Below are 25,263 nucleotides of genomic sequence, written 5' to 3'. Positions count from 1 at the left end.
GGCGGCGATGTGCGGTGGTGCCTCGCCCGCCGCGCGACGGTGTGCGGGCGGTGGTCACGTGTCCGGGAGGCGCGGCCGGAGGGCCGGGTTCCCCGGCGGCCGCCGTGTGCGGAGACGGCGACGGCGCCGGCCGTGGTGAGGCCGGCGCCGTCGCCGTGGCATGGGGTGCGCGTTCGGATGGAGTGCGCGTTCGGGAGGTCAGTCCTCAGTTGCCCCATCCAAGGAGCCAGACCTGGCCGTTCGCGTCGTAGCGGTTCTTCTGCCACGGGTGTATCCGTGCGGAGCACACGCCTGTGTAGGAATTGTAGGCCGTGCAGAAATGCCACTTATCTGTGACGTCCCAGACGTTCCAGCCCAGCCCGTAGTTCTGGATGTTCTGGCAGCCCTCGTACCTGCGGGTGGGCCCGCTCGTGCTCCCGGTGCAGCTCGCCGAGGTGTATGTGATCTGGACGCCGTCGCCGCACCATGTGTGGTAGGCGACTCCCGGGTAAGTGGCGGAACCGGATTGCGTCTCCAGGTACCAGCAGCCTGACGCGTAGGTCCTGCTGCTGGCCTTGGCGGGCTTCTTGACGGGAGTGGGGACGCTCGCGGCGAATTTACCCTGAGAGCCGTCGATCAGGGTGGGGGCGATCTCCTTCTGGCGGGACATGTCGATGTACTGGGCCAGCCCCTTGCTGCGGATCTCGTCGGCCGTCAGGGCGCGAGCCTTGGGCGTGGGGGGCGGTTCCGCGACCGAGAGCTGCGGTGTGGGCGGGGTGTCCGGGATGCTGGTTTGCGCGGAGGAGGAGGCCCCGAGGCTCACGACGGCAGCCGCTGCGAAGGCACAGCTCACCGCGGCTCGGACAGATCGTCTCATCAATGGCATACGGCATGCTCCTATGCGAAATGGTGTACCACGGGCGGGGCTCGTGGTAATTCCCGTCCGTGGCGCGATCTTGAAGGCGTAGGCAATATATAGAACCCCTTTTCGCGGAGTGCAGGATTTGGTTTTAGCGGGAGTAAACGAAAGTTTCCCCATTTTGGCGATCGAGTATCTTGCGTGTCGCGGGCGTGTGTGATTCCGCATCCTTTTCCGGGCCGCCCGGCACTCCGTCTCACTTGTGCGCAGCGGAACCCCGGCGGGCCGGGACGGCTTTCTCCGACCGGTGTGCGCACGTTTCCCGCGCATTCCGGGCCGTAATGGGGGCGCAGCCCGGCCGCGCCCCCTCGGCCGGTCCGCGCAGGGCCTCGTGCCTGAGGGCGGCGCGGGATCGGCCACCGGCGCCGGCCGTCCTACTCCTCGATGGTGATCCCCATGGCACTCGCCAGGCTGTAGACCAGCCCCTGGGCGTCCCGGCTCCTGATGGTCACGCCCCTGAGGCTGGTCACGCCGCCGATCCCCAGCAGCACGCAGTCGGCGAACCGGGCCCCCTCCATCTCCGCGCCGGAGAACTGGGCGCCGGTCAGGTTGCAGCGCTCGAACCGGACCCCCTTCAGGTCGGCGTTCTGGAAGTTCGCCTCCGGGAGGGCGCAGTCGCGGAAGACGGCGTTCTTGAAGGTGGAGAACCGGAACCCCGTCAGGTCGGCGCGGCAGGCGTCGAACGTCACGTCCTTGAACCCGCACTCGGACCACGTCATGCCGGTCAGCCGGCTGGCGGACACCCGGGCGCGGTGCATCGACGACGCCCTGGCCGCCATGCCCGACAGGTCGCAGCGCTCCAGTTCCACGTTGGAGAAACCGCCCCGGCGCATCGCCGTACCCGACAGGCGCGTGTCGACGAACCGGCAGCCCTCGAACTCGACCGCGTCCGCGTCGCGGGACGACAGGTCGACGCCTCTGAACTCCATCGACCTGTAGACGCCGTCATCCTCAAGATCATGCTCGAAGAGCTCCACGGCGGTGAGCGACGCCGTGAGCTTGGGGGAGCGGGGTTCCTTCGGCCGCGGTGGCCCGGCGGCAGGGGTGCGAGAAGGCATGCGGGGGAGCCTAGTCAGGTCGCAGGCCGTGAGCCGCTCATTGGAACGGGAGAGGGAATCGGATAGGAAGGGATCCATGACTACCGAGCAGACGTTCGTCATCGTCGGAGCGGGCCTGGCCGGGGCGAAGGCCGCGCAGTCCCTGCGGGAGGAGGGCTTCACGGGCGGGATCACGCTGATCGGGGCCGAGACCGAACGCCCGTACGAGCGGCCCCCGCTCTCCAAGGGCTACCTGCTCGGCAAGGAGGAGAAGGCCAAGGTCTACGTCCACGACGAGGGCTGGTACGCCGGCAACTCCGTGGAACTCCTGCTCGGGCGCCGTGTGACCGGCCTCGACCGGGCCGCTCACCAGGTTGAGCTCGACGACGGCCGGCGGCTGGGATACGCCAAGCTGCTGCTCGCCCCCGGCTCGTCCCCGCGCCGCCTCGACGTGCCCGGCGCGGACCTGGACGGCGTGCACTACCTGCGCGGCCTCGGCGACTCCGAGCGGTTGCGCGAGGCCATCGGCGGCGGGGGCAGGGTTGTCGTCGTGGGAGCCGGGTGGATCGGGCTGGAGACCGCGGCCGCCGCCCGCGGATACGGCTGCGAGGTGACCGTCGTCGAGCCCCAGCCGGTGCCGCTGCGGGCGGCGCTCGGTCCTGAGATGGGCGCCTTCTTCGCCGACGTGCACCGCGGGCAGGGCGTCGACGTACGGCTCGGCCTTGAGGTCACCGGGTTCCTCGGCACCGGGCGGGTCCGGGCGGTGGCCACCGGCGACGGCGGCGAGATCCCGGCCGACGTGGTGATCGTCGGTGTCGGCGTGCGCCCCGGCACCGAACTCGCCGAGCGGGCGGGCCTGGCCGTCGACGACGGGATCGTCGTCGACGCGGCCCTGCGCACCGAGGACCCCGACGTCTACGCCGCCGGTGACGTGGCCAGTGCCTTCAACCCGCTGTACGGCACCCGGATCCGCGTCGAGCACTGGGCCAACGCGCTCAACGGGGGACTGGCCGCCGGCAGGTCCATGCTCGGCCAGAAGGTCGTCTACGACCGGCCACCGTACTTCTTCACCGACCAGTACGACGTCGGCATGGAGTTCTCCGGCTGGTTCGCGCCGGGCGGCTACGACTCCGTCGTGGTCCGGGGGGACCTGGAGGCGCGGGCCTTCCACGCCTTCTGGCTCTCCGGCGGCCGTGTCGTGGCGGGAATGCACGTCAACCAGTGGGACGAGGGCATCGCGCCGGCGCAGGAGCTGATCCGCGCCGGCGCGCGGGTCGACCCCGACCGGCTCGCCGATCCCTCGGTGCCGCTGGCCGACCTCACGGCGGGCTGACCGGCGCCGCGCGACCTCCGCCGGGGCCGTCCGTCGGGCATCCGCCCCGGCGGGTCCCCGGCGCGGCCCGATCGAGGTCACGACGACGATGACGGCGGGGCGGTGGCTGCTCGGCGTGCGGGTGCGGCCCCGCTGTGGGCTCACTTCGAGTCCGATTCGTGGCTTAAGATGGATGATTGTTGCGTTCTGAACGAATGCATGCGATGACCGCACGGCGGCCGCTATGAGCGGTATCTACCCCGGTCGAAGCCCACCATGACGGTGCGCTCCCGGACCGGGCAGCGCTCCGTCTGGACTCGGACGGAGACTGATGAAGTCCTACCTCGCCGTGCTCGGTTCCCCCGGCGCCTGGCGTTTCCTCGTTCCCGCGTTCCTCGCGCGCCTGCCGTACGCCATGTTGCAGCTCGGCATCCTCCTGCTCGTGCATTGGTCCACGGGCTCGTACGGCGCCGCCGGGATCGCCGCCGCTGCCGCCGCCGTGGCGCAGGCGCTGGTCGGCCCGCAGACCGGGCGGCTCGCCGACCGGTACGGCCAGCCGAGGGTGCTCCTCCCGCAGGTCGTCCTGCACGCCGCCGCGCTGGGCGTCCTGCTGGCGCTCGCCTCGGCGCACGCCCCGGCCGTCCCGCTGGTGGTCTTCTCGGCACTGGCCGGCGCCTCGATGCCGCAGGTCGGCTCGATGGTCCGGGCCCGCTGGGCGCACCTGCTGGGCCGCTCGGAGAAGCTGGGCACCGCCTTCGCCGTCGAGTCCATCACCGACGAGCTGACCTTCACTCTCGCCCCGGTGCTGCTGGTGGCCGTCTCGACCGGGTTCTCGCCCGTCTGGGCGCTGCTGGCGGCACTGGTCATGGTCGTGCTGGGAACGCTGGTGTTCGCCGTGGTCCGCAGGGGCGCCCCCGAGCCGATGCCGGTCCGGGTCCGCTCCCAGGGCGGCGTGCTCCGGCTGCGCGGTGTGGCCGTGCTGGCGGTGGCCTTCGTCGCGCTCGGTACCGTCTTCGGCAGCCTCCAGGTCGGCATCACCTCCTACACCGCCGCGCTCGGCCAGGCCGCCGCGGCCGGGCCGATCTACGCGTCCTTCTCCGGCGCCAGCTTCGCCGGCGGCATCCTCTACGGCGTCGTCCGCTGGCGGATCGGCGCCCCGGTCCGGCTGGCGGCCACCGTCGGCCTGCTCTGCGCGACGACGGCCGCCCTGACACTCGCCGGTTCCATCCCCCTGCTGTACGGCGGGGCGGCCATGGCCGGGTTCGTCATCGCCCCCGCCGTCATCACCGGCTACACCCTGGTCGAGACCCTGATCCCCGCCGAGGTCAGGACCGAGGCCTTCACCTGGCTCAACGGATCGATCGGCCTGGGCATCGCCACCGGCGCGGCCGTCGCCGGCCAGCTCGTGGACCGCTCCGGAGCGGCCCTGGCCTTCCTGGTCCCGCCGGTCACCACCGGCCTGGCCGCGCTGCTGGTGCTGCTCTTCCTGCGCAGGTTGCGCCCGGAAGCGGGCGCGGCCGAGGTCCGCCGGCCGGTCGCGGTCTCCTGAGGCCGGGGTCCGCCCGCAGGTCACGGCCCCTGAGGCCGGGGTCCGCCCGCAGGCGCGTGGCGAGGGCCGACGGGGCGGCGCCGTTTGCCCCAGGGTACCCCCCCGGGTATATTGGCGGCATGGAGATGAATGAATCGATGGTCGGCGACGCGGTGACCCGCCTGCGCCGGGCCCACGGGCAGTTGGCCGGCGTGATCGGGATGATCGAGGCCGGCGAGGACTGCTCGAAGGTGCTCACCCAGCTCGCGGCCGTCTCCAAGGCGCTGGACCGCGCGGGGTTCAAGATCGTCGCTAGTGGGATGCGTCACTGCCAGGCCGCCCAGGCCCGTGGCGATGAAGCCCCGATGAGCGTCGAGGAGCTGGAGAAGCTCTTCCTGTCCCTGGCGTAAGGGGTGGGGTCTGCGGCTTGACGTGGACGGCGGACGGCATGGGCCTGTGGCGCCGACCCGGCGTCGCATTCCCATGTCTCCTGTATACCCCCGGGGGTATATCTCCCTCGCGGAGAGATCACCGTAGTGGCCGAGAGGTGCCGGTGCTCCTTCCCGCCGCACCGGTCTCGGCCGCCTCGGCCGGCCTCGCACCACGCGGTCCGCCCGTGAGGGCGTCGCCGCCATAGAGCCATGCCCGCCCTCCGGCTCGGGGGGTCGGAAGGGGCACACCTCTGCCTTCCGTATACCCCCCGGGGTATTTTTACCTGATTGAAAGGACTCCCGATGGAGATCATCTCGTTCCGCACCCCCGGCCTGGGGGACCAGAGCTACCTGCTCACCCACGAGGGCCGTGGCGTCCTCGTCGACCCCCAGCGCGACATCGACCGCTTCGTGGCCAAGGCCGCCGAGCGGGATGTGGAGCTGCGGTTCGTGCTGGAGACCCATCTGCACAACGACTACGTCTCCGGCGGGGAGCAGGCCGCGCTCGCCACGGGCGCGCAACTGGTGCTTCCCGCCGCGGCCGCCGCGGCCTACCCGCACACCCCCGCCTTCCACATGGAGGACATCCCCGGCGGGCGGGGGCTGAGCATCCGCCCGATCCACACCCCGGGCCACACACCTGAGCACACGAGCTATCTGGTGCTCGTCGACGGCGAGCCGGTCGCGGTGTTCTCCGGTGGCAGCCTGCTGGTCTCTTCGGCCGGACGCCCGGACCTGCTGGGCCCGGAGCGGGCCCGCACCCTCGCCAGGCTGCAGCACGGCTCGCTGCACCGCCTGGCCGGCCTGCCCGGCGGGGTGGAACTGCTGCCCACCCATGGTGAGGGGTCGTTCTGCACCTCCACCGGCGCCGGCCGCTACACCTCCACCATCGCCGAGGAGGTGGCCGGCAACCCGCTGCTGGCCATCGGCGACGCCGAGGACTTCGCCGATGAGCTGCTCGCCGCTCCGATGCCGATCCCGGCGTTCTACCCGTACATGGGGCCGGCCAACACCATGGGCGTGCCGCCGATGCCGCCCTTGGGCGTGCCCACGCTGAGCGTCGCGGATCTGGCCGACCAGCCCGAGGGCACCCGCGTGGTGGACATCCGCCCGCGTGCCCGGCAGGCCGGCGGCCTGCTCCCCGGAGCGGTCGGGATCGAGCTGGACACCGACTTCGGCAGCTGGGCGGGCTGGCTGCTGCCCTACCGGGCGCCCCTGGTCCTGGTGGCCGACCCCGGCCAGGACGTCGCCGAGGCCGTCACTCAGCTCGCCCGGATCGGCATCGACACCGTGCGCGGCGTCGTCACCGACCCCGGGCCGGCCGCCGACCAGACCTTCGAGCTGCTGGACCTGCCCGCCTTCGCCGCCCGGCTGGCCCAGCCCGGCGCCCAGCTGCTGGATGTGCGGATGCCCGGCGAACACGCCGCCGCCGCGCTGCCCGGCGCGGTCCACCGCTTCCTGGCCGACCTGGCCGTTCACGGCGTCCCCGCCGAGCTGGACGCCTCCCGGCCGGTCCTGGTCGCCTGCGGCTCCGGCCGCCGCGCGAGCATCGCCGCCGGCCTGCTGCTGGCCGCCGGCTACCGGCCGGTCGTGCTGACCGGCGCCGGTGTCACCGACCTGCTCCGGCACCCGGCCGCGGACTGACCCGCCCCTGGCCGGTCACCGTCCTGCTCCGGCATCCGGCCGCGGACTGACCCGCCCCTGGCCGGTCACCGTTCTGCTCCGGCACCGGGCCGCGGACTGACCCGCCCCTTGCGGGCCGGTCACCGTGCTGCTCCGGCACCCGGCCCCGGCCCGACCTGTCCCCGCCGGTCGGCCATCACCCCGATCCGGCCACCTCCACCCACTCCCGAAGAACAGGCTTTTCTTGATCATGAGTATGAAGACCAGTGTCGACGTGCCCGCCGCCCGCGCTCTGATCGCGGCCGACCCCGACGTGCTCGTCGTCGACGTGCGCACTCCCGGTGAGTTCGCCTCCGCCCACATCTCCGGCGCCGTCAACCTGCCCCTGGACCAGGTGAACGCGCACCTGCGGCGCATCGTCGCCGACGCCGGCGGCACGATGCTGCTGATCTGCCAGTCCGGTGGCCGGGCCACCCAGGCGCACACCGCGCTGACCCGCGCCGGCCTGACCGACGTGGTGGTGCTGGAGGGCGGGATGAACGCCTGGACCGGTGCCGGTGCCCCCACCGCCTCCGCGTCATGTCCGATTCCCGGTACCCGGGCCCAGCGCTGGGGGCTGGAGCGCCAGGTGCGGCTGGTGGCCGGCGGCATCGTCGCCGCCTCGGTCCTGGCCAGCATCTGGTGGCCGCCGGCCCGGTTCATCGCCGGGTTCGTCGGCGCCGGGCTGACCTTCGCCGCTGTCACCGACACCTGTGCGATGGGCATGGCCCTGGCCAAACTGCCCTACAACCGCACCCGGGACCTCGACATCGACGCCGTCATCGCCCGGCTGCGCGGCGGCGAGGCCCGGGCATGATCATCACCTGGACGCTCACCGCGACGGTGCTCGCCGCCGTCGCGGTCGGCGGCACCCTCGGCCTGTTCGGCGGTGGCGGCTCCATCCTCATGGTGCCCATGCTCATGTACATCGCCCATGTGCCAGGTAAGACCGCGATCGCGATGTCACTGCTGGTGGTTGCCGCCACCAGCGCCGCCGGCCTCGTCTCCCACGCCCGTGCCGGGCGCGTCCGCTGGCGCACCGGTCTGATCTTCGGTGCCGCCGGCATGGCAGGCGCCTACGCCGGCGGACTGATCGGCCCCTATCTGCCGGAAACCATCCTGCTCGGTGGCTTCGCCCTCATGATGGTGGCCACGGCCGTCGCCATGGTCAGAGGCCGTAGCCGGATCTCCGGCCCATCCCGGACCGACATGCCGATCGGGAAGATCCTCCTCGACGGCGTCCTCGTCGGCCTGGTCACCGGCACAGTCGGCGCCGGCGGCGGCTTCCTGGTCGTGCCCGCCCTGGTCCTGCTCGGAGGCATGCCGATGGTTGCGGCCGTCGGCACCTCCCTGCTGGTCATCACGATGAAGTCGCTGGCCGGGCTGGCCGGCTACCTGCACACCGTCACCATCGACTGGCGCGTGGCGCTCGTCGTCAGCGCCGCCGCGGCCGTCGGCGGACTGCTCGGCGGACGCCTGGCCGGCCATGTCAACCCCGACCGGCTGCGCCGCGCCTTCGGCTGGTTCGTCCTGGTCATGGGGATCTTCGTCCTCGCCCAGCAGGTCCCCGCCCTGATGTGACCTGGACGGGTGCCGTCGCGCCGCGCCGCCGACCCCCGGGAGCGGGGACGGAAGAACCGCGGTCACGCGGGCACGGTGGGACGGGTGCGAGGGACCGCACGTGCCGGTCCCTCGGTGAAGGGATCAGGCGCCGGCGGCCTGGCGGGCGCGGCGGGCCTCGCGGCGCTCGACGAAGCGGGAGGCGGAGACCTCCAGGCGGGCGAGGAACGCCGCGAGCTCCTCGCGGGCCTTCTCGCCCTCGGAGTCGAGGTCCTTCATGTCGAAGACGGCCCACTGGCGCAGCACCGGCATGAGGACGTCGTCGAGGTGCAGGCGCAGGTCGTAGATTCCGGCGTTGGCGATGGTCATCGCCTTGCGGGTGAAGCCCTCGATCCCGGTGCCGGGCATCTGGAAGGTGGTCACCACGTCGGTGACGGCGCGCATCGTCTGGCTCGGGGTGAGCTTGAAGGCCGCGTCGAGCAGGTTGCGGTAGAAGAGCATGTGCAGGTTCTCGTCGGCGGCGATCCTGGCGAGCAGGCGCTCGCAGTTCGGGTCCTGTGAGGCCTTGCCGGTGTTGCGGTGGGAGATGCGGGTGGCCAGCTCCTGGAAGGAGACGTAGGCCAGCGAGTGGAGCACACCCTCGTAGGAGTTGGTGAAGCCCTCGCCCATGTGGTTCATGCGGGCCCGCTCCAGGGCGACCGGGTCGACCGCGCGGGTGACCGTCAGGTAGTCGCGGATGGCGGTGCCGTGCCGGCCCTCCTCGGCGGTCCACCGGTGCACCCAGGTGCCCCAGGCGGCGTCGCGGCCGAAGGCGGTGGCGATCTCGTAGTGGTAGCTGGGGAGGTTGTCCTCGGTCAGCAGGTTGACGATGAGGGAGACCCGCGCCTCCTCGGGGATCTTCGAGTCGGTCTCGACCCACGCGTCACCGCCGAAAAGGCCGTCGTAGTCCCTGCCCTCGGACCACGGGACGTATTCGTGCGGGAACCACTCCTTGGCCACCTTGTGGTGCCGGTCCAGCTCTCCGGCGACAACGGGCTCAAGCTCAAGCAGCAGCTCGGTCTGACTGAACTCTCGCATAAGGCTCTCCCTCACTCACTACGGAACCGTAACCTACGTTAGCGTAGGTAAGGGGGGAGTCAGTAAGCGGGGATATGTCTCTTTTATTACTGTCTGGTAGGTTGTCCATACCCTGGGCGGCCAGGAAGACCAGTGCCATCTCGCTCAGCAGCAGCAGGCGTTCGATCAGGCCGTAGTAGGCCGGGCCGCCGATCAGGTCTGCGGTCAGCGATCCCGGGTGGGCCGCCAGGAACGCGGCCAGCAGCACCGCCGCCAGCACGCTGACGGCCGACAGCGCCCGGTTCCGGAACCGGCGGCCCATCATCCAGCCCGCGCAGGGCAGCGCGGTGAAGACCACCGCCGCCGACCAGCGGTGGATCTCCCCGACGGCCGAGGTGACACCGGGGGCCGCGTCGGTGGGGAACGCCGCGGTGAGCAGGAGTCCCAGCGCTCCGGCGACGAACAGGACGCGCGGCGCGGCGCTGCGCGCCGGGTCGGCCCGCGCCAGGCCGTACGCGACCCACAGGGAGCCCATGGCCAGCATGATCGTGCCGCCGACCATGGCCCAGGCGCCGGTGTCGAGCAGCGCGTAGTCGCTGATCAGGCCTTTCATCGGGTCCACCGCGTCGGCGGCGACCACGTGCGCGTAGGCCGTCGAGGCCACAGCGGCAGCCGCCCCCGCCATCCCGGGCCAGCGCCACATCGGGCCCGCGCTCATCGGGTCACCTCCTGGTAGATCGCCTCGAACCGGGCCAGGGAGGCCTGGTGGTCATGGGTCAGTGCGATCGCGCGGCTCGCCGCGCCCATCGCGCCGCGCAGGCCGGGCGAGCAGAGCAGGTCGTTGAGGTGGCGGGCCAGCCCCTGGACGTCACCCGGCCGGAACAGCCGGCCGTTCTCGCCGGGCCGTACCAGGTGGGGGAGGGCCATCGCGTCGGCGGCGACCACCGGCAGCCCGGTGGCCATGGCCTCCAGGGTGGCGATGCTCTGCAGCTCCGCGACCCCGGGCATGGCGAAGACGTCCGCGGCGGCGTATGCCTGGGCAAGCGCCTCGTCGGGGACGAACCCGAGGAAGAACACCCGGTCGCCGACCCCGATCCGGGCCGCCAGCCTCTCCAGCGCCGCCCGCTGCCCCCCGGTGCCGACCAGCGCGAGCTGCGCGTCGGTCCCGTTGAGGATGTACGGCAGGGCGCGGACGAGCTCGTCCAGCCGCTTCTCCTCGTCCAGCCGCCCGACGAACAGCACGGTGTCGCGGTCGGGCAGGCCGAACGCCCCGCGCGCCCACGCCTTGGGCTCGGCGTGCGGCTGGAACCGGCTGAGGTCGATGCCGCACGAGACCGGTTCCACCGAACGGGCGAAGCCCTTCCCGGTGAGCAGCCCCGCGGCGATCCGGGTCGGTGTGGTCACCCGGTCCGCCCGGGAGAAGACGCGCCGGAAGTCCCGCCAGGCGAGGTCGCCGGCCCGCTCGCGGAGCGGGCCGGGGATGTGCGCGAACTGGAAGAGGTTGTCCGGCATGAAGTGGTTGGTCGCCACAACCGGGACGCCCGCGCGCCGGGCGGCCGAGATCGCGGCGCGGCCGACCACGAAGTGTCCCTGGACGTGGACCACGTCCGGGGCGATGGCGGCCATGAGCCGGTCCAGCCGGGTGGGCACCGAGATCCGCATGGTCGGATGGACCAGCACCGGCGCCGAGCGGAGCCGGTGCACGGTCACGCCGTTCACGTGCTCGGTCCTGGCCGCCCCCTCTTCGGAGGCGCAGACCACGTGGACCTCGTTGCCCCGTTCGGCCAGGCCGCCGGCCAGCCGGTGGGTGAAGTAGGCGGCTCCGTTCACGTCGGGCGGGTAGGTGTCGGTGCCGATCAGCACCCGGCGCGGCCGGGTGGCGAGCGGGGCCGGGGCGAGCGCGGGCGCGGCTGACATGACCATGGGGGCTCCGTTCATCGGATGGCCGGGAGGCGCGGGGGAGGGGGCGGGGCGACGTTCATCGGCCGGCCGGCAGGGAGATGGGGGACATCGGTGTGGTGCGGGCCAGGGCGACGGTTCCGGCGGCGGTCAGCGCGCCCGCCGCCAGCGCGGTCAGCGTGCTCGCCGCGCCGGTCGGCAGGGGCTCGCCGAGCAGGAGGGCCCCGAAGGCGACGGCGGTGAGAGGGTCGGCCACCTGGAGGGCGGCGAAGGCGACGCCGAAGTGGCCGACGGCGTAGGCGCGTTGCAGCAGGGCCAGCGCGATCAGGGCGGGCAGCGGGACGGCGAGCAGGAACCACGGCTCCCAGTCCCCGTCGACCAGGACCCGGGTGAGCGTGGCGGTCGCGCCGTACAGCACCCCGGCCGCCATCGCCAGCAGGCCGGCCCGCCTGGCCGGGGGCGCCTGCAGGGCGGCGGCCCAGAGCACCAGGGCGGCGGTGGCCGCCCCCGCGAGCAGGGCCACCGCCCCTCCGGTGCCGAGGCGCGGCTCGCCGGTGTGTTCGGGCACGACCAGCACCAGGCCGATGAGCCCGATCGCGATCACCGCCGCGGCGGCGAGCTCGCCGGGCTGCGGCCTGCGGCGCCGCAGGGCGGCGGCGCAGGGCAGGGCGAACAGGAGGCTGGCCACGCCCATCGGCTGGACCACCGTGAGCGGGCCGTACTTCAGTGCGACGACGTGCAGGGCGGTGCCGGCCGCGACGGCCAGGCCGCCGAGCAGCCAGCGAGGACGCCTGACCAGGCGGCGCAGGGTGGCCGGGGCCGCGCTCGCGGCCTCGAACTGCTGCAGTGCGGCCCCGAGTGCGAAGAACAGCGATCCCAGCAATGCCAGGCCGGCTGCCAAGACAGTCATACGCACTCCTCTCAGAGCAGATCAAGACATGGCGAGATGACCGAGACGCCTCGCGGAGGCATCCGGGGATGGTCGTGCGGTGGGCCAGTGGCAGCGTCCCGTGCCGGTCAGTGCCGGAGCCATAGGGGATCTCCCTGACTTGGACGGGAAATCCCTGATATCAAGGTCGGGGCTGTTGACCTGCTGGCTTCGATTATCGTAGTTTCGCGGGCATGGATCTGGTCGGAGCCTGGCGGCTGGTCGAGTGGCGGATCGCCCACGCGGGCGGTCGGATCTCCCACCCCTTCGGCCGCGACGCGACGGGCCTGCTCTGCTACACCTCCGACGGCTACATGAGCGCGACCGTCGCGCGGGCCGGACGCCCCCCGCTGCGCGGAGGGGGCCCCCGGCAGGCGTGTCCCCAGGAGCGGGCCGAGGCGTTCGCGTCGTTCTTCTGCTGCTCGGGCCGGTACGAGGCCCGTGACGGCCAGGTGGCCCACGACGTCGAGATGGCGCTCGATCCGGCCGTCAGCGGCACCATCCAGATCCACGAGCTGAACTTCGAGGGTGACCGGCTCATCCTGGCCGCCGTCGAGGACGGCGGATGGCACACCCTGATCTGGCGGCGGGGGTGAGCCACGCGGCGGTCAGCCACGCGAGCCGGCGAGGACCGCCTCCCGCTCCCCGGTGGTACGGCGGCGCCGCACGTGCCGGACGGTCTCGGCCACCGCGGTGATCGACAGGGCGATGCCGAGGCCGAGCAGCAGGCCCTTGACCGGGTCGTTCTCGAAGGCCGCGCCGCCCACGTAGCCGATCAGCGCGGAGTAGAGCGCCCAGGAGACGGTCGCGAGGCCGTCGAAGAGGGCGAACGAGCGCCGGGGGTAGGCGACCGCGCCCATGGTGAGGGTGCAGGCGGTCCTGCCGCCGGGAATGTAGCGGGCCACCACCAGCACGAGCCCGCCCCGCTCGGCCAGCGCCCTCTCCGCCCAGGCGAACGCCTTGCCGCTCCGCCTGCCGCCGCGCAGCCGGTGGTTGGTGGTGCGCCCGATGGCGTAGGAGATGTGGTCACCGGCGAACGCGCCCACCGCCGCCACCACGATCACCAGCGCGAGGTTCGGCGCGCCGGTGGAGGCGGCGAACACCCCCGCCGTGATGACGGACGTCTCGGCGGGCACCACGGGGAAGAACCCGTCGAGCATCGCCAGCGCGAACAGCGCCAGATAGATCCAGGGTGAGGTCATCACATCGTGCAGGGTGTCCAAAATGGCCTGTGTCACAGCCGCGCTCCTATGGTGTCGGGGATCTCTGACAGCACGCTGGCGACCCACCGGGCTCCGGGCATCGGGGGAGGCCCCGGAAACCGGTGGACGCCGCCCCTGAGAGGCCTCAGGGATCCGTCCCGACGAACCTAGGAACCGGGCAGGGGCCGTCACATCACGCGATCGGCTGTCCCACCCCCCTACTTTCGTCAGGGGAGGTCCGATACCTCCGGCGGAGACGCTCGGCCGGGTGTCCTTGTACCGTCACAGTCGTGATGAGGTTGACGAGGCGGCCGGGCCGGCGGGAGATCCGGCGTGATCTGCTGCTCTGGGCACTGCTCTGCCTGCCGGCGTTCCTGGCCCCGGCCGTCCCCCCCTGGTGGGAGCCGGCCACCGGCCTGGTGTCGCTGCTGGTGGCCGTCGCCGGAGTGATCGCACTGGGGTTCGCCGTGCTCGTGAGCCGCCAGGCCCCGCTGGCCGCCATGCTGCTGGTCCTGGCACTGGGCTCGTGGAGCGTCGCCGACGGCCTGGCCACCGCCCAGCTCTGGCGGCTCGACGGCATGACCAAGCTGGGCCCGCTGAACGGGCTCACCCTCGGGATCGTCGTGTTCTCCTACCAGGCCGGTCGCCGGGCGGCGGACCCGCGTCCCGCGAAGCTGGCGTTCACCGCGATCCTGGGTACGGGCACGGCCCTGGCCCTCGTCTCCTCCTGCGGTCCGCGACCCGATGTCACGACCACGGAGCTCTGGATCCCCGCCCTGTCCGGCGTCCTGCTCTCCAGCCTCCTGCCGTGGCTGATCGGCAGGCTGGCAGGGCAGCGGGCCGGGCAGCACGCCCGCGAGCGGCGCCTGGTCGCCGCCCAGGCGCAGCTCCGCGAGCGCAACCGCATCGCCCAGGACATGCACGACTCCCTCGGCCACGACCTCGCGCTCATCGCCCTGCGCGCCGCCGCCCTGGAGATGGCGCCCGACCTGGCCGAACGGCACCGCCAAGCGGCCGGAGAGCTCCGCGAGGCCACCGCCGAGACCACCGAGCGCCTGCGCCGGGTCATCGGCGTGCTCCGCGAGGACGACCGGGCGCCGCTGGCCCCGCCGGAGGAGAGCGTCGCCGAGATCGTCGACCGGGCCCGGGAGTCGGGCCTCCGGGTGGAGCTGCGCGGGCTGGAGTCGCTGCGGGACCGTACGGCCTGCCGGGTCGTGCAGGAGTCGCTGACCAACGCCACCAAGCACGCCCCCGGCTCCGCGGTGGCGGTCGAGGTTCTCCGGGCCGCCGCCGGGATCACGGTGACCGTGACCAACCAGGCGGCCCAGGCGCCGGCCGGCCGCCCCCGGGGCGGCGGGCTGGGGCTGATAGGGCTGCGCGAGCGCGTACGGCTGGCGGGCGGCACGTTTGAATCGGGATCGAGCGGCGGTGGCTTCCGGGTCGTCGCCCGGTTCCCCTGCGAGGATGGGGCGACATGATCCGGGTGCTGCTGGCCGACGACGAGACCATGATCCGGGCCGGGGTGCGGGCCATCCTGGCCGCCGACCCGGAGATCGAGGTGGTCGCGGAGGCGGGCGACGGGCGGGAGGCGATCGACCTCGTCCTGAGCCATCGCCCCGACGTCGTCCTGCTCGACATCCGGATGCCCCGGATGGACGGGCTCGCGACGCTCGCCGAGCTGCGCCGGATCGCGCCCGGCACCGCGGTGGTGATGCTGACCACCTTCGGCGAGGACGACTACATCGCCCGGGCGCTGGGCGAGGGAGCCGGCGGGTTCCTGCTCAAGTCCGGCGACCCGCGCGAGCTGCTGGCCGGGATCCACGCCGTCGCCGAGGGCGCCGCCTATCTCTCGCCGCGCGTCGCGCACCGGGTCATCACCCAGCTCACCGGCGGCCGGATGACCCGCGTGGTGGCCGCCCGCGAGCAGGTGGCCGCCCTCACCCCGCGGGAGCGCGACGTGCTGGCCCTGGTGGGGGCGGGGCTGTCCAACGGGCAGATCGCCCGCCGCCTCTACCTGGTGGAGGGGACCGTCAAGGCCCACGTGAGCGCGATCCTCACCCGGCTCGGGGCGCGGAACCGGGTCCAGGTCGCGATCCTCGCCCACGAGGCCGGGCTGCTCGACTCAGTTGAGCCGCCAGATGGCGAAGTTCAGTGAGGCCGCGTAGGTGACCCAGAGCAGGTAGGGCACCAGGAGCCAGGCGGCCACCCGGCTGATCCGCCGGAACAGGACGATGGTGGCCGCGATCGCCGCCCACAGCACGACGATCTCGGCGAAGGCCAGGCCGTACCGGCCGGCGCCGAAGAACAGCGGGGTCCAGGCCGCGTTGAGGACGAGCTGGGCGGCGTAGACGCCGAGCGCGGGCGTCCAGCCCCGTGCCGACCACGCGAGCCAGCCGGAGACGGCGATCATGATGTAGAGCACCGTCCAGGCCGGGCCGAACAGCCACTGCGGCGGCGCCCACGGCGGGCGCTCCAGCGCCAGGTACTCGCCGCCGGCGTTGACCGCCGACAGCGATCCGACCACTGCCACCAGGACGAGCGCGACGGCGAAGACCGGAAGCCCCGCCCAGCGTTTCGGTTGTTGTGCGATGACCATGACACCTCCCTGCCCTCCTCTTCGTGTCCCTACCGCCCAGCGGTTTCCGTCCGGCCGATCCCGCTGCGGGGGATCGGCCGCTCACTACCACCCGCCATCGACTGTGACCCCTCGCTCGTCTACACTCGCTGCGATCATGCTGAAAGGCGGTGCCCCTTCAACGAACTGGGATGTTCTCAAGAGGATCGCGGGATGACCGGGAGCACAACCGGAATCACGATCGACGCGGACGGGCGTGACTCCTCCGGCAGGGCGATGAGCAGACTGGCCGGCGAACATACGGCGTATGTCAATGGGCTGAGCTTCGCCGGCGAGGCGCCATTGCCGTACGAAGAATTCGCCGCCGGCTACCGCGAGCTCACGGCAAGTCTCCACGCCTCGTGCGAACAGCTCGCCGACTCGCTCGATCACGCCGGAGCCGGACAGATCGCCATGGCGGTGGTCAACACGGGAACCGAACTCGCCAACGGCGAGCTCATCGACAGCTCACGCGCGACGGCGGGCACGCGTGACTGAGCAGGCCGTAGCAAGCGGGTTGGCGTTGCTGGGTGTCCCGCCCCTGCCTGACCTGGACGCCATCGATCGGCACATCACCGAACTGGACGGGGCCGCCGCACGTCACCAGGCACTCGCCACCGAGAGCAGGCAAGTCCTCCGGCTCGCCTCGGCGAACAGCGGTCCGGCCGCCGACGCGGCGAACGCCCACGTGACCGGCCGCGACGGAACCGCCGCCACCGCTGACGACCTCGCCCACCGCCTGTCGGTCACCGCCGGCACCCTGCGGTCCACCAGAGGCGTACTGGTCTGGGTCGGCGGATCGCTGGCCGGGTTGGGACTGCTCGCCGTCGCAGCCGCCGTACACGCGCCCCAGCTCCTGCCCAGGCTGAGAATGCTGGCCGCCAGATTCTCGTTCAGATTGCGTGAGATCATCGCTCGCATCGGCGCACTGATGCGCAGCATGTCCACGACCTTGACCAACCGCAGGGTCGACAAGATCGCCAGCCGCTTCCACGACAGATGGCGTGCGCCACGCAAGCTTTCCGGCAACACCTACGAACCCAGGGTGAAGACCACCACGGACTCAGCCTGGATCAAGAAGCACAGCACCGATCAGGTCGACATCGCCAACACCCGCTACCGCTCCCTGCCCGCCGACTGGCAGCGCGAGAACCGGGAGTCCGCGCGCATCGGCGTCCAGCTCGTCGACGAGGCACGTGCGAGCGGCGTGAACGTCCGGAGCGAGCGGTTCATGGAGGAGGCGAGTTCGGTAGTGCACGACAAGTGGCTCGCCCGCAACGGTTCCTGGGCCAGCGAGGAACAGCGCCGCCCCTACGAACTGCTTTCCCAGGCGGAGAAGGAGAAAGATCGCGACGTCATCCGCACAGTCCTCGGGATCTAGGCAGGGCCTCGGCACAGTGGCGTTGACGGGCCCGATGTCCGGTTCGCGGAGATGGCAGCCGCGTGGTCGGCCCCCCGTAACGCGGCCGCCCTCCCCGACCTCGCCATCGGCGCCCCGCACCTGACCGGCGCGGCCAACCTCGCCCAGGCCATAGTGGACTTCTAGGCGGGGGCGGGAGCCGGGTCGTGGTGCAGGCGGCGCAGGACGCGGCGGAAGGCGTAGAGGGAGACGGCCACCGCCAGGCCGCTGATCAGCGCGACGACCGAGGTGCGGACCAGCAGATAGGTGCCGATCGACTGGTGCAGCAGGAGCCAGATGCTCACCGCGGAGTTGGCCAGCAGGACGAAGGCCCACAGCAGGGTGATCCGGGCGAAGAACCGGCGGACCCGCTCGTGCTTCAGCACCGCCGTGGGCAGATGGATGTAGTCGAGGGTGAGCTTCTGCACCAGCGGGCGGTTGAGCCGCACCGAGGCCAGGAAGACCATGCTGATGCAGATCGTGCCCAGCTCGGGCTGGAGGAAGTAGATCACCGCGCTCCCGCTCCACAGCCCCAGCAGCGCCCGCACGGTGATCGCGATGGCGGCGAGGATCATCGTCCCGGGCACCGGGACCCGCCGGACCAGCCGCCACCCCACCCCCACGTACACCCAGCTCACCGCCGCGATCAGGGCGCCCGTGAGACCGAGGACGGCCAGCGCGGCGTAGAAGACGGCGAGGGGGGCGACGACGCCCTCCAGGATCTTCGGCACCGCCTGCCGGGCCAGAGCGGTGAGACGGGGGAGGACGACGGGTGCATGGCTCATGATGCTCCACGGGACGGTGGAATGACCGGCGCTGTGCTCCGCGCCTACCCCGACAGGGGGCTGCCAGACATATCGGGTTTGTCATACATGCTCACAGGAAGGTGGTTCCGGTGTGCACGGGCCACTTACCGTACCCGAACCGAATGCATGCCTTCTCTATAACCTTCCGATGTCGCATGACCCGCCCGCCGCCGTTCGAGAGGAGGGGCGGTCCGGGAGGCCGGGGGACGGCCGTCCCGCCCGGAAGAACGGCCTGCCCGTAACGGTTCGGAAACGGGAGCTTTCCCGATGGCGTCCGGTCCGCGACGATTCGAATATGGCAGTGCGCGCGCACACGTCCGACCGGTCGACCGAGGGTGTCGCGAATGTGGCGGCCCAGCTCATCCGCTGGCCCGATCTGGCACTGAAACGCACCCGCAGGGGGCTCGGGTTCCGGTCCGGCGGCCGGGAGATCGTCCGGATGCCGGGCGATCACACCGTGGAGCTGCTGCTCACCACCGCCGTGATCGACCGGTGGGCCCGGGTGCTCACCGACTGCCGGCGGGTCACCCCCGGCAGGGACGCCGGGTGGGTGACCATGACGATCGAGGGCAAGGCCGACGCCGACCTGTTCCTCTCGCTCGTCAGCGTCGCGATCAAGGTCAATCAGGCGTCGCGGTAGCTGGCGTCGCGATCAAGGTCAATCAGGCGTCGCGGTAGCCGGCGTCGCGATCAAGGTCAGCCGAGCGTCGCGGTGGCCAGCCTCGCGCCGAAGCCGATGAACAGCGCGCCCACCCCCGAGGTGAGCCCGGCCGACAGCTTGCGGCGCGCCCGGAACTGGCCGGCCAGGAAGGTCCCGCCGAAGATCAGTACCGACAGGTACAGCACGCTGAAAAGCTGACAGATCGCGCCCAGGATCAGGAACGGCAGCACGGGCGTGCCGTAGGCGGGGTCCACGAACTGGATGAAGAACGAGATGAAGAACAGGATCGCCTTCGGGTTCATCAGGCTGATCACCAGGGCCTTGCGGAACGGGTCCTCCAGGGTCGTCTCCGGCGCGGCGACGGCCTCCGCGGTCCCGGCCGCCCGCCAGGAGCGCCAGGCCCCCCGCAGCATCTGGAACCCGATCCACGCCAGGTAGGCCGCTCCGGCGTACTTGACGACGTTGAACAGGACCGGGGTCGAGCGCAGCAGCGAGGCGGCCCCGGCGGCGGCGAGCACCATCAGGACGGTGTCGCCGAGGAAGACCCCCGCCGCCCCGCGGTATCCCTGCCGCACGCCGCGCTGCGCGGCGGTGGCGAGCACGTAGAGGGAGTTCGGGCCGGGCAGCAGGATGATGAAGAAGGCGCCGAGGACATAGGTCCATATATCGGTGATGCCGAAGAACATAGCGGTGCTCCAGGGGGCGGTACGGGATCCGTATCACCGTACTCCCCGGAAGGCGCCCGCCGCTCTGCCGGGCCCGGACGCCCCGTCGGGGGCGGTTCACCCCGCCCCCCGGACCGGCTCACGGCGATCGGCGATCGGCGGCCCGAGGGGCGTCGGCCAGGGGCTGGACCCGGTGCGCGACCACGGTGGACAGGGTGATCACCGTGCTGCTCCGCCGTACTCCGGGGATGGCCAGGGTCTGGTCGATGACCTGCTGGATGTGCTCGTGGTCGCGTCCGGCGATGCGGCACCAGACGTCGCCGGGGCCGGTGACGATGTGGGCTTCGAGGACTTCGGGGATCGCGGTCAGGGCGGCGGAGATGTCGGGGCGGGTGATCTGCTCCACCTCAAGGGTGGTGAAGGCCTGCACCGGGTAGCCGAGGGCGCGCGGGGAGAGGTTGGGGCCGAAGTCGGTGATCACGCCGTCGGCGACCATCCGGTCCAGGCGGGCCTGGACGGTGCCCCGGGCGACGCCGAGGAGGCGGGCGATCTCCAGCAGGCCGGTCCGCGGACGTTCCCTGATCAGATGGAGCACCTTGCGGTCGAGCTCGTCCAGCCCGTCTCTCCGCGCTGCCAATCTGTCCACCTCCGGAGTGCGGGCCGTATCCGGCGCTGTCAATCTGACAGTGGATCGACCACGGTGTTGCCTCGTCTGTAGCCGCAATTCAGACTACGCCTGCATATATGCCAACAATGGAGGCAAACGTGGCACGGGAACATTCCCATCCATTCATCCCGTACCGGCCCGTGCGCTATCCCGAGGCGGAGATGGTGACGCGGGGCCGGGAGTTCTACGAGCACATGGACCGGCGCCGGAGCGTGCGGTTCTTCAGCGACGAGCCGGTGCCGCGCGAGTGCGTCGAGCTGGCCGTCAGGACGGCGAACACCGCGCCCTCGGGGGCCCACCAGCAGCCGTGGAAGTTCGTCGTGATCGGCGACCCGGAGACCAGGAGGCGGATCAGGGAGGCGGCCGAGGTCGAGGAGCGGCAGAACTACGAGGGCGGGCGGCTGACCCCGGAGTGGCGTTCGGCCCTGGCCCACCTGGAGACGGGCTCCGACAAGGACTACCTCGAAACGGTGCCGTGGCTGGTGGTCTGCTTCGCGGAGAAGTACGGCGTGCGCCCCGACGGCACCAGGGTCAAGCACTACTACGTCAACGAGAGCGTCGGCATCGCCTGCGGCTTCTTCATCGCCGCCCTGCACGCGATGGGCCTGTCCACGCTCACCCACACCCCGAACCCGATGGCGTTCCTGACCGGCATCTGCGGGCGTCCGGGCAACGAGCGCCCCTACATCCTGTTCCCGATCGGGTACGCGGCCGCCGACGCCGAGGTCCCCGACCTGGTCCGCAAACCCCTGTCCGAGGCCATGGCCTGACGCGGCGGAGGTCTCGCGCGGCGGGCCGGGCGAGACCTCCGTCCCCGATCCCGGCCACCCGCGCCTCCGGTCGCGCACGAGGGTTGGAACGTGCCTAGCTGGATCGTTGAAATGCGAAGCTTTTGGGCCTTGTGGGGGAAGTCTGTCAAGGCTACGATCACGACAACTCTTAGGAAACTTTCCTAAAAGAAATGCCGAAGAGGAGGTCGCATGGCCCGCCCGCCTCCGGCCGGTCAGATTTTAAGCTGCGGAAACTCGACGACGGCAGTCTTCACTGCATGAAGGTCCGATTACCCGGACGTCCTACACCCCCCAGGTTCCCCCCTCATGGGAGCGATCATGCGGCGTGCCCTTCCTTTACCCTTCCTGACTGCGCCGGCAAGCCTTCCCTCCGGGGCCTCCCCGCCCGGCAGCGCCGACGCCGCCGCTGTCACGGCCACCGCCGGGACCTCTGACCGGAGGTCCGGGAGCGAGGGCGACCACCCGGCCGCCAACGGCTCCGCCGCCGCCCTGACGCGAGCGCCGTCCCGTCCCGCCGTCACACCGGCGACAACGGCCGCCGCCACACCCGCGACAACGGCCGGCGGTACATCCGCGACGCTCCCGGGCCCGTCGGCGGGAGAGCCGAACCCATAGACCAGGCGACCCGCTCGGGGCGGAGGCCCCGGGGGCCGCCGGTGACGGCGCCCTCGCCACCCGCGCCGGGCGACGGTCCGCGCTGATCCACGGCGCGGTCCCGCCCTTCCTGCGGGGCCGGGACCGCGCCCTGCCCGCCGTACGGCTCGCGCCCCGCCTCCTCGCTCTCCCCGAGGAGCACCCCCCCAGGGGGCGTGGGCCGTACGGCCACCCCCCACCGAATTCATGAGGTCAACGTGAAATTTCGCGTCATCGCTCGATCTCTTGTCGCCTTGGCGGCCCTCGTCATGGCGATGATGGTCGCGGTCCCCGCCCAGGCCGCCTCGGCCTCCGCCACCTTCGTCAAGGTCGGCGACTGGGGTTCCGGCTTCGAGGGCAAATACACGATCAAGAACGACTCCACCACGGCCCTGACCGGCTGGAAGGTCGAGTTCGACCTCCCGGCGGGGATCAACGTCGGGTCCTTCTGGGACGCCACGCTGGCCCGCAGCGGCCAGCACTTCACCTTCACCAACGTCGGGTGGAACGGCGGTGTCCCGGCGGGCGGCAGCGTGAGCTTCGGCTTCCTCGGCACCCCCGGCGGGGCGGCCGCCGTACCGGCGGGCTGCAAGCTCAACGGCGCCGACTGCGGCGGTGGGAGCGGTGAGACCGCGCCCGGCAGGCCCGGTGCGGTGTCGGCGACGGGTGGCGCGAACAGTGTCGCGCTGTCGTGGGGGGCGTCGAGCGGCACGGTGACCGGTTACCGGGTCTACGAGGGCACCACCCAGCGCGCCCAGGTCACCGGCACCACCGCCACCGTCTCCGGTCTGGGGGTGTGCGAGGCGCACACCTACACGGTCGCGGCCTACAACTCCGCGGGTGAGGGTCCCAAGAGCGACCCGGCGAGCGCCACCACCACCGGCTGCCCCGTCAGCCAGCTGCCCAAGCACTTCCTCACCGGCTACTGGCACAACTTCGACAACCCCGCCGTCGAGCTCAAGCTGTCGGCGGTCCCCAACGAGTACGACCTGGTCGCGGTCGCCTTCGGCGAGTCCACCGCCACCCCCGGTGAGGTCGTCTTCAGCGTCGACCCCGGCCTGTCGTCCTCCCTCGGCGGCTACACCGACGCCCAGTTCAAGGCCGACGTGCAGACGCTCCACTCGCGCGGCAAGAAGGTCATCCTCTCGGTCGGCGGCGAGCTCGGCCGGGTGCAGGTGGCCAGCGCCGCCGCGGCGACGAAGTTCGCCGACACCGTCTACGCCCTGATGCAGAGCTACGGCTTCGACGGCGTGGACATCGACCTGGAGAACGGCCTCAACTCCACCTACATGGGCCAGGCGCTGCGGGCGCTGCGCGCCAAGGCGGGCGCCGGACTCATCATCACGATGGCCCCGCAGACCATCGACATGCAGTCCACCGGCGCGGAGTACTTCAAGCTCGCGCTGAACATCAAGGACATCCTCACGGTCGTCCACACCCAGTTCTACAACTCCGGTTCGATGCTCGGCTGCGACCAGATGGCCGCCTACTCGCAGGGCACGGTCAACTTCATGACCGCGCTGGCCTGCATCCAGCTGGAGAACGGCCTCCGCCCCGACCAGGTGGCGCTCGGCCTGCCCGCCGGACCCGGCGCGGCCGGCGGCGGCGTCGTCGCCCCCTCGCTGGTCAACCAGGCGCTGACCTGCCTGGCCACCCGGACCGGCTGCGGCAGCTTCGTTCCGCCGCGCGCCTACCCCGAGATCCGGGGCGCGATGACCTGGTCGATCAACTGGGACGCCTCGAACAACTGGAACTTCTCCAGGACCGTCAAGCCGCATCTCGCGACTCTCCCCTAGGAATGCTCATGAGATTACGTCGCATGGCCTTCGCCGTGCTCGCCGCCCTGGCGATGACCTTCACCGGGCTCACCGCCGTCGCGAACGCCGCCCCCCAGGCGGCCGCCATGTTCGCCGCCCCCCAGTGGCAGGCGTGGACGGCCTACGCCACCGGCGCCCAGGTGACCTACAACGGCGTCGACTACGAATGCATCCAGGGCCACACCTCCCTGCCCGGCTGGGAGCCGTCCAACGTCCCGGCCCTGTGGAAGGTCGCCACCGGCGGCGGTGACACCACGGCGCCCAGCGTGCCCGGCAACCTCCGCGTGACCGGCACGAGCTCGTCGACCGTCTCGCTGGCGTGGGACGCCTCCACCGACAACGTCGGCGTCACCGGCTACAACGTCTACCGGGGCACGACCCTGGTGACCACCGCCACCGGCACCTCCCACACCGACTCCGGGCTGACCCCCTCGACCGCCTACACCTACACCGTCCGCGCCCGTGACGCCGCCGGGAACCTCTCCGGCGTCAGCGGCCCGGTCACCGGCACCACCACCGGCAGCGGCACGCCCGGCCAGCCCGGCGCCCCGTCGGTCACCGGCACGACCGACGGCGGCATCTCCCTGTCGTGGGGCGCGTCGTCCGGCACCGTGACCGGCTACCGCGTCTACGAGGGCGCCACCCAGCGCGCCCAGGTCACCGGCACCACCGCCACCGTCTCCGGCCTGGGCACGTGCGAGGCGCACACCTACACGGTCAGGGCCTACAACTCCGTCGGCGAGTCCGCCTCCAGCGCCCAGGTCACCGGCACCACCACCGGCTGCCCGAGCCCCGGCGGCAAGATGGACGGCGCGCCCTACCTCTACACCGGCTGGGGCAACCCGCCCAGCCCGGTCACGGTGATGAACGCGACCGGCATCAAGTCCTTCACCATGGCGTTCATCCTGTCCAGCGGCGGCTGCAACCCGGCCTGGGACGGGCAGCGCCCGCTGACCGGCGGCGCCGACCAGGCGGCCATCAACCAGATCAAGGCCGCGGGCGGCAGCGTGCAGATCTCCTTCGGCGGCTGGCAGGGCAACAAGCTCGGCCCGAACTGCTCCACCCCGGCGGCCTTCGCCGGCGCCGTGCAGCAGGTCATCAACGCCGTCGGCCCGGCGGTGGTCGACTTCGACATCGAGAACACCGACGAGTTCGAGAACTACACCGTGCAGGACCGGATCCTCAACGGCCTGAAGATCGTCAAGGCCAACAACCCGAACGTCAAGGTCGTCGTCACCTTCGGCACCTCGACCAGCGGCCCGACGGCCCCCGGCATCCGCCTGATCAACCAGGCCAAGGCGCTCGCCGTGCCGATCGACAACTACACGATCATGCCGTTCGACTTCGGCGGCGGCGCCAACATGTACCAGAGCACGATCAACGCCTCCGAGGGCCTGAAGAACGCGCTGAAGTCGGCCAACGGCTGGACCGACGCGCAGGCCTACGCCCGGATGGGCATCTCCGGCATGAACGGCCTGTCCGACCAGCAGGAGCAGACCTCCCCGGCGCAGTGGACCCAGATCCGCGACTGGGCCAAGTCCAAGGGCCTGACCCGATTCGCGTTCTGGTCGGTCAACCGTGACCGCCCCTGCCCCGGCGGCGGCGTCCAGGAGAACTGCAGCGGCATCGCCCAGGCCGACTGGGAGTTCACCAAGATCACCGCAGGTTTCTAGACCGTACGGCCCGCATTCCCGCCC

At 71.6% G+C, this 25,263-nt stretch carries 26 protein-coding genes; 15 read left to right on the top strand and 11 right to left on the bottom strand.

Features of this window, described 5'->3' with window-relative positions; translation table 11 throughout:
* Positions 1-205: 205 nt before the first annotated feature.
* Both BM085_RS04825 and BM085_RS04820 read right to left on the bottom strand, forming a co-directional pair.
* Positions 206-856 (bottom strand): hypothetical protein, encoded by a 651-nt coding sequence (locus BM085_RS04825; protein WP_143120805.1) that lies wholly within the window; start codon positions 854-856, stop codon positions 206-208.
* A gap of 416 nt (positions 857-1,272) precedes the next feature.
* Positions 1,273-1,956, bottom strand: coding sequence for a pentapeptide repeat-containing protein (locus BM085_RS04820; RefSeq protein WP_093885821.1), 684 nt, complete (start codon positions 1,954-1,956; stop codon positions 1,273-1,275).
* 76 nt (positions 1,957-2,032) lie between these two features.
* Between BM085_RS04820 and BM085_RS04815 the strand changes: the two genes are divergently transcribed.
* The 6 genes from BM085_RS04815 to BM085_RS04790 all read left to right on the top strand — a co-directional run bounded on the left by BM085_RS04815 (position 2,033) and on the right by BM085_RS04790 (position 8,449).
* A complete protein-coding gene (locus BM085_RS04815; protein ID WP_093885820.1) occupies positions 2,033-3,268 on the top strand; it encodes an NAD(P)/FAD-dependent oxidoreductase in 1,236 nt (411 codons plus the stop codon).
* A gap of 310 nt (positions 3,269-3,578) precedes the next feature.
* Positions 3,579-4,796, top strand: a complete 1,218-nt coding sequence (locus BM085_RS04810) for an MFS transporter (RefSeq protein WP_093885819.1) — start codon at positions 3,579-3,581, stop codon at positions 4,794-4,796.
* Positions 4,797-4,915: 119 nt separating this feature from the next.
* Complete coding sequence (locus BM085_RS04805; RefSeq protein WP_093886142.1) at positions 4,916-5,185, top strand: metal-sensitive transcriptional regulator; 270 nt, start codon at positions 4,916-4,918, stop codon at positions 5,183-5,185.
* Positions 5,186-5,509: 324 nt separating this feature from the next.
* Positions 5,510-6,850 carry an MBL fold metallo-hydrolase gene (locus tag BM085_RS04800; protein ID WP_093885818.1) on the top strand — a complete coding sequence of 447 codons (1,341 nt, stop codon included), beginning with the start codon at positions 5,510-5,512 and terminating at the stop codon, positions 6,848-6,850.
* 229 nt (positions 6,851-7,079) lie between these two features.
* Positions 7,080-7,685 carry a rhodanese-like domain-containing protein gene (locus BM085_RS04795; protein ID WP_093885817.1) on the top strand — a complete coding sequence of 202 codons (606 nt, stop codon included), beginning with the start codon at positions 7,080-7,082 and terminating at the stop codon, positions 7,683-7,685.
* Positions 7,682-8,449, top strand: a complete 768-nt coding sequence (locus BM085_RS04790; protein WP_093885816.1) for a sulfite exporter TauE/SafE family protein — start codon at positions 7,682-7,684, stop codon at positions 8,447-8,449. Before BM085_RS04795 ends, BM085_RS04790 begins: the two co-directional genes overlap by 4 nt.
* A gap of 123 nt (positions 8,450-8,572) precedes the next feature.
* On the opposite strand, the gene BM085_RS04785 is transcribed toward BM085_RS04790, so the two are convergent.
* Genes BM085_RS04785 through BM085_RS04770 form a run of 4 tightly spaced genes read right to left on the bottom strand, consistent with a single transcriptional unit; the run spans position 8,573 to position 12,293 of the window.
* Positions 8,573-9,505, bottom strand: a complete 933-nt coding sequence (locus tag BM085_RS04785; protein WP_093885815.1) for an acyl-ACP desaturase — start codon at positions 9,503-9,505, stop codon at positions 8,573-8,575.
* On the bottom strand, positions 9,471-10,202 hold the full coding sequence (locus BM085_RS04780; RefSeq protein ID WP_093885814.1) for a DUF998 domain-containing protein: 732 nt from the start codon (positions 10,200-10,202) through the stop codon (positions 9,471-9,473). The genes BM085_RS04785 and BM085_RS04780 overlap by 35 nt, the downstream gene beginning before the upstream one ends.
* On the bottom strand, positions 10,199-11,407 hold the full coding sequence (locus BM085_RS04775) for a glycosyltransferase (RefSeq protein WP_093885813.1): 1,209 nt from the start codon (positions 11,405-11,407) through the stop codon (positions 10,199-10,201). Before BM085_RS04775 ends, BM085_RS04780 begins: the two co-directional genes overlap by 4 nt.
* Before the next feature lie 55 nt (positions 11,408-11,462).
* Positions 11,463-12,293: a DMT family transporter gene (locus tag BM085_RS04770; protein WP_093885812.1), complete on the bottom strand. Its 831-nt coding sequence runs from the start codon at positions 12,291-12,293 to the stop codon at positions 11,463-11,465.
* A gap of 212 nt (positions 12,294-12,505) precedes the next feature.
* On the opposite strand from BM085_RS04770, the gene BM085_RS04765 reads away from it, so the two are divergent.
* Positions 12,506-12,907 carry a lipocalin-like domain-containing protein gene (locus BM085_RS04765; protein ID WP_093885811.1) on the top strand — a complete coding sequence of 134 codons (402 nt, stop codon included), beginning with the start codon at positions 12,506-12,508 and terminating at the stop codon, positions 12,905-12,907.
* 12 nt (positions 12,908-12,919) lie between these two features.
* On the opposite strand, the gene BM085_RS04760 is transcribed toward BM085_RS04765, so the two are convergent.
* On the bottom strand, positions 12,920-13,549 hold the full coding sequence (locus BM085_RS04760; protein ID WP_093885810.1) for a DedA family protein: 630 nt from the start codon (positions 13,547-13,549) through the stop codon (positions 12,920-12,922).
* Positions 13,550-13,806: 257 nt separating this feature from the next.
* Here BM085_RS04760 and BM085_RS04755 point away from each other — a divergent pair, with 257 nt between their 5' ends.
* Together BM085_RS04755 and BM085_RS04750 are read left to right on the top strand one after the other, a co-directional pair.
* Positions 13,807-14,991 (top strand): sensor histidine kinase, encoded by a 1,185-nt coding sequence (locus BM085_RS04755; RefSeq protein ID WP_245789162.1) that lies wholly within the window; start codon positions 13,807-13,809, stop codon positions 14,989-14,991.
* Positions 14,988-15,668 (top strand): response regulator, encoded by a 681-nt coding sequence (locus tag BM085_RS04750; protein ID WP_093885808.1) that lies wholly within the window; start codon positions 14,988-14,990, stop codon positions 15,666-15,668. The genes BM085_RS04755 and BM085_RS04750 overlap by 4 nt, the downstream gene beginning before the upstream one ends.
* On the opposite strand, the gene BM085_RS04745 is transcribed toward BM085_RS04750, so the two are convergent.
* Complete coding sequence (locus tag BM085_RS04745; RefSeq protein WP_093885807.1) at positions 15,636-16,109, bottom strand: TspO/MBR family protein; 474 nt, start codon at positions 16,107-16,109, stop codon at positions 15,636-15,638. The two genes, BM085_RS04750 and BM085_RS04745, sit on opposite strands and share 33 nt — an antisense overlap.
* Positions 16,110-16,301: 192 nt before the next feature.
* On the opposite strand from BM085_RS04745, the gene BM085_RS04740 reads away from it, so the two are divergent.
* Together BM085_RS04740 and BM085_RS04735 are read left to right on the top strand one after the other, a co-directional pair.
* The gene (locus BM085_RS04740) at positions 16,302-16,625 is read left to right on the top strand and encodes a hypothetical protein (RefSeq protein WP_093885806.1); all 324 of its coding nucleotides are present in this window, start codon (positions 16,302-16,304) and stop codon (positions 16,623-16,625) included.
* A complete protein-coding gene (locus BM085_RS04735) occupies positions 16,618-17,508 on the top strand; it encodes a hypothetical protein (protein ID WP_143120804.1) in 891 nt (296 codons plus the stop codon). The genes BM085_RS04740 and BM085_RS04735 overlap by 8 nt, the downstream gene beginning before the upstream one ends.
* Before the next feature lie 161 nt (positions 17,509-17,669).
* Here the strand turns inward: BM085_RS04735 and BM085_RS04730 are convergent, their stop codons facing one another.
* Positions 17,670-18,311: a VC0807 family protein gene (locus tag BM085_RS04730; RefSeq protein ID WP_093885804.1), complete on the bottom strand. Its 642-nt coding sequence runs from the start codon at positions 18,309-18,311 to the stop codon at positions 17,670-17,672.
* Positions 18,312-18,627: 316 nt separating this feature from the next.
* Between BM085_RS04730 and BM085_RS04725 the strand changes: the two genes are divergently transcribed.
* Positions 18,628-18,972, top strand: a complete 345-nt coding sequence (locus BM085_RS04725; protein WP_093885803.1) for a luciferase domain-containing protein — start codon at positions 18,628-18,630, stop codon at positions 18,970-18,972.
* 56 nt (positions 18,973-19,028) lie between these two features.
* Here the strand turns inward: BM085_RS04725 and leuE are convergent, their stop codons facing one another.
* Positions 19,029-19,679, bottom strand: coding sequence for a leucine efflux protein LeuE (leuE, locus tag BM085_RS04720; RefSeq protein ID WP_093885802.1), 651 nt, complete (start codon positions 19,677-19,679; stop codon positions 19,029-19,031).
* A 118-nt stretch (positions 19,680-19,797) separates the two neighbouring features.
* Positions 19,798-20,295, bottom strand: coding sequence for an Lrp/AsnC family transcriptional regulator (locus tag BM085_RS04715; protein ID WP_093885801.1), 498 nt, complete (start codon positions 20,293-20,295; stop codon positions 19,798-19,800).
* 128 nt (positions 20,296-20,423) lie between these two features.
* On the opposite strand from BM085_RS04715, the gene BM085_RS04710 reads away from it, so the two are divergent.
* The 3 genes from BM085_RS04710 (at position 20,424) to BM085_RS04695 (ending at position 25,239) form a co-directional block, all read left to right on the top strand.
* Entirely contained in the window at positions 20,424-21,095 is a 672-nt protein-coding gene (locus BM085_RS04710) for a nitroreductase family protein (protein WP_218158615.1), read from the top strand.
* Between the two features lie 872 nt (positions 21,096-21,967).
* On the top strand, positions 21,968-23,545 hold the full coding sequence (locus tag BM085_RS04700; RefSeq protein WP_143120803.1) for a chitinase: 1,578 nt from the start codon (positions 21,968-21,970) through the stop codon (positions 23,543-23,545).
* 8 nt (positions 23,546-23,553) lie between these two features.
* Positions 23,554-25,239, top strand: coding sequence for a fibronectin type III domain-containing protein (locus BM085_RS04695; protein ID WP_093886141.1), 1,686 nt, complete (start codon positions 23,554-23,556; stop codon positions 25,237-25,239).
* Positions 25,240-25,263 lie beyond the last annotated feature (24 nt).

This window comes from Streptosporangium canum (assembly GCF_900113865.1).
Lineage (GTDB): Bacteria > Actinomycetota > Actinomycetes > Streptosporangiales > Streptosporangiaceae > Streptosporangium > Streptosporangium canum.
The sequence above is the reverse complement of the archived record's forward strand: the minus strand, read 5'-3'. Positions and strand labels throughout refer to the sequence as shown.

Coding starts and splice junctions, on each gene's coding strand:
- BM085_RS04825 (WP_143120805.1), bottom strand. CDS start 856: ATGAGACGATCTGTCCGAGCCGCGGTGAGCTGTGCCTTCGCAGCGGCT.
- BM085_RS04820 (WP_093885821.1), bottom strand. CDS start 1,956: ATGCCTTCTCGCACCCCTGCCGCCGGGCCACCGCGGCCGAAGGAACCC.
- BM085_RS04815 (WP_093885820.1), top strand. CDS start 2,033: ATGACTACCGAGCAGACGTTCGTCATCGTCGGAGCGGGCCTGGCCGGG.
- BM085_RS04810 (WP_093885819.1), top strand. CDS start 3,579: ATGAAGTCCTACCTCGCCGTGCTCGGTTCCCCCGGCGCCTGGCGTTTC.
- BM085_RS04805 (WP_093886142.1), top strand. CDS start 4,916: ATGGAGATGAATGAATCGATGGTCGGCGACGCGGTGACCCGCCTGCGC.
- BM085_RS04800 (WP_093885818.1), top strand. CDS start 5,510: ATGGAGATCATCTCGTTCCGCACCCCCGGCCTGGGGGACCAGAGCTAC.
- BM085_RS04795 (WP_093885817.1), top strand. CDS start 7,080: ATGAGTATGAAGACCAGTGTCGACGTGCCCGCCGCCCGCGCTCTGATC.
- BM085_RS04790 (WP_093885816.1), top strand. CDS start 7,682: ATGATCATCACCTGGACGCTCACCGCGACGGTGCTCGCCGCCGTCGCG.
- BM085_RS04785 (WP_093885815.1), bottom strand. CDS start 9,505: ATGCGAGAGTTCAGTCAGACCGAGCTGCTGCTTGAGCTTGAGCCCGTT.
- BM085_RS04780 (WP_093885814.1), bottom strand. CDS start 10,202: ATGAGCGCGGGCCCGATGTGGCGCTGGCCCGGGATGGCGGGGGCGGCT.
- BM085_RS04775 (WP_093885813.1), bottom strand. CDS start 11,407: ATGGTCATGTCAGCCGCGCCCGCGCTCGCCCCGGCCCCGCTCGCCACC.
- BM085_RS04770 (WP_093885812.1), bottom strand. CDS start 12,293: ATGACTGTCTTGGCAGCCGGCCTGGCATTGCTGGGATCGCTGTTCTTC.
- BM085_RS04765 (WP_093885811.1), top strand. CDS start 12,506: ATGGATCTGGTCGGAGCCTGGCGGCTGGTCGAGTGGCGGATCGCCCAC.
- BM085_RS04755 (WP_245789162.1), top strand. CDS start 13,807: ATGAGGTTGACGAGGCGGCCGGGCCGGCGGGAGATCCGGCGTGATCTG.
- BM085_RS04750 (WP_093885808.1), top strand. CDS start 14,988: ATGATCCGGGTGCTGCTGGCCGACGACGAGACCATGATCCGGGCCGGG.
- BM085_RS04745 (WP_093885807.1), bottom strand. CDS start 16,109: ATGGTCATCGCACAACAACCGAAACGCTGGGCGGGGCTTCCGGTCTTC.
- BM085_RS04740 (WP_093885806.1), top strand. CDS start 16,302: ATGACCGGGAGCACAACCGGAATCACGATCGACGCGGACGGGCGTGAC.
- BM085_RS04730 (WP_093885804.1), bottom strand. CDS start 18,311: ATGAGCCATGCACCCGTCGTCCTCCCCCGTCTCACCGCTCTGGCCCGG.
- BM085_RS04725 (WP_093885803.1), top strand. CDS start 18,628: ATGGCAGTGCGCGCGCACACGTCCGACCGGTCGACCGAGGGTGTCGCG.
- leuE (WP_093885802.1), bottom strand. CDS start 19,679: ATGTTCTTCGGCATCACCGATATATGGACCTATGTCCTCGGCGCCTTC.
- BM085_RS04695 (WP_093886141.1), top strand. CDS start 23,554: ATGAGATTACGTCGCATGGCCTTCGCCGTGCTCGCCGCCCTGGCGATG.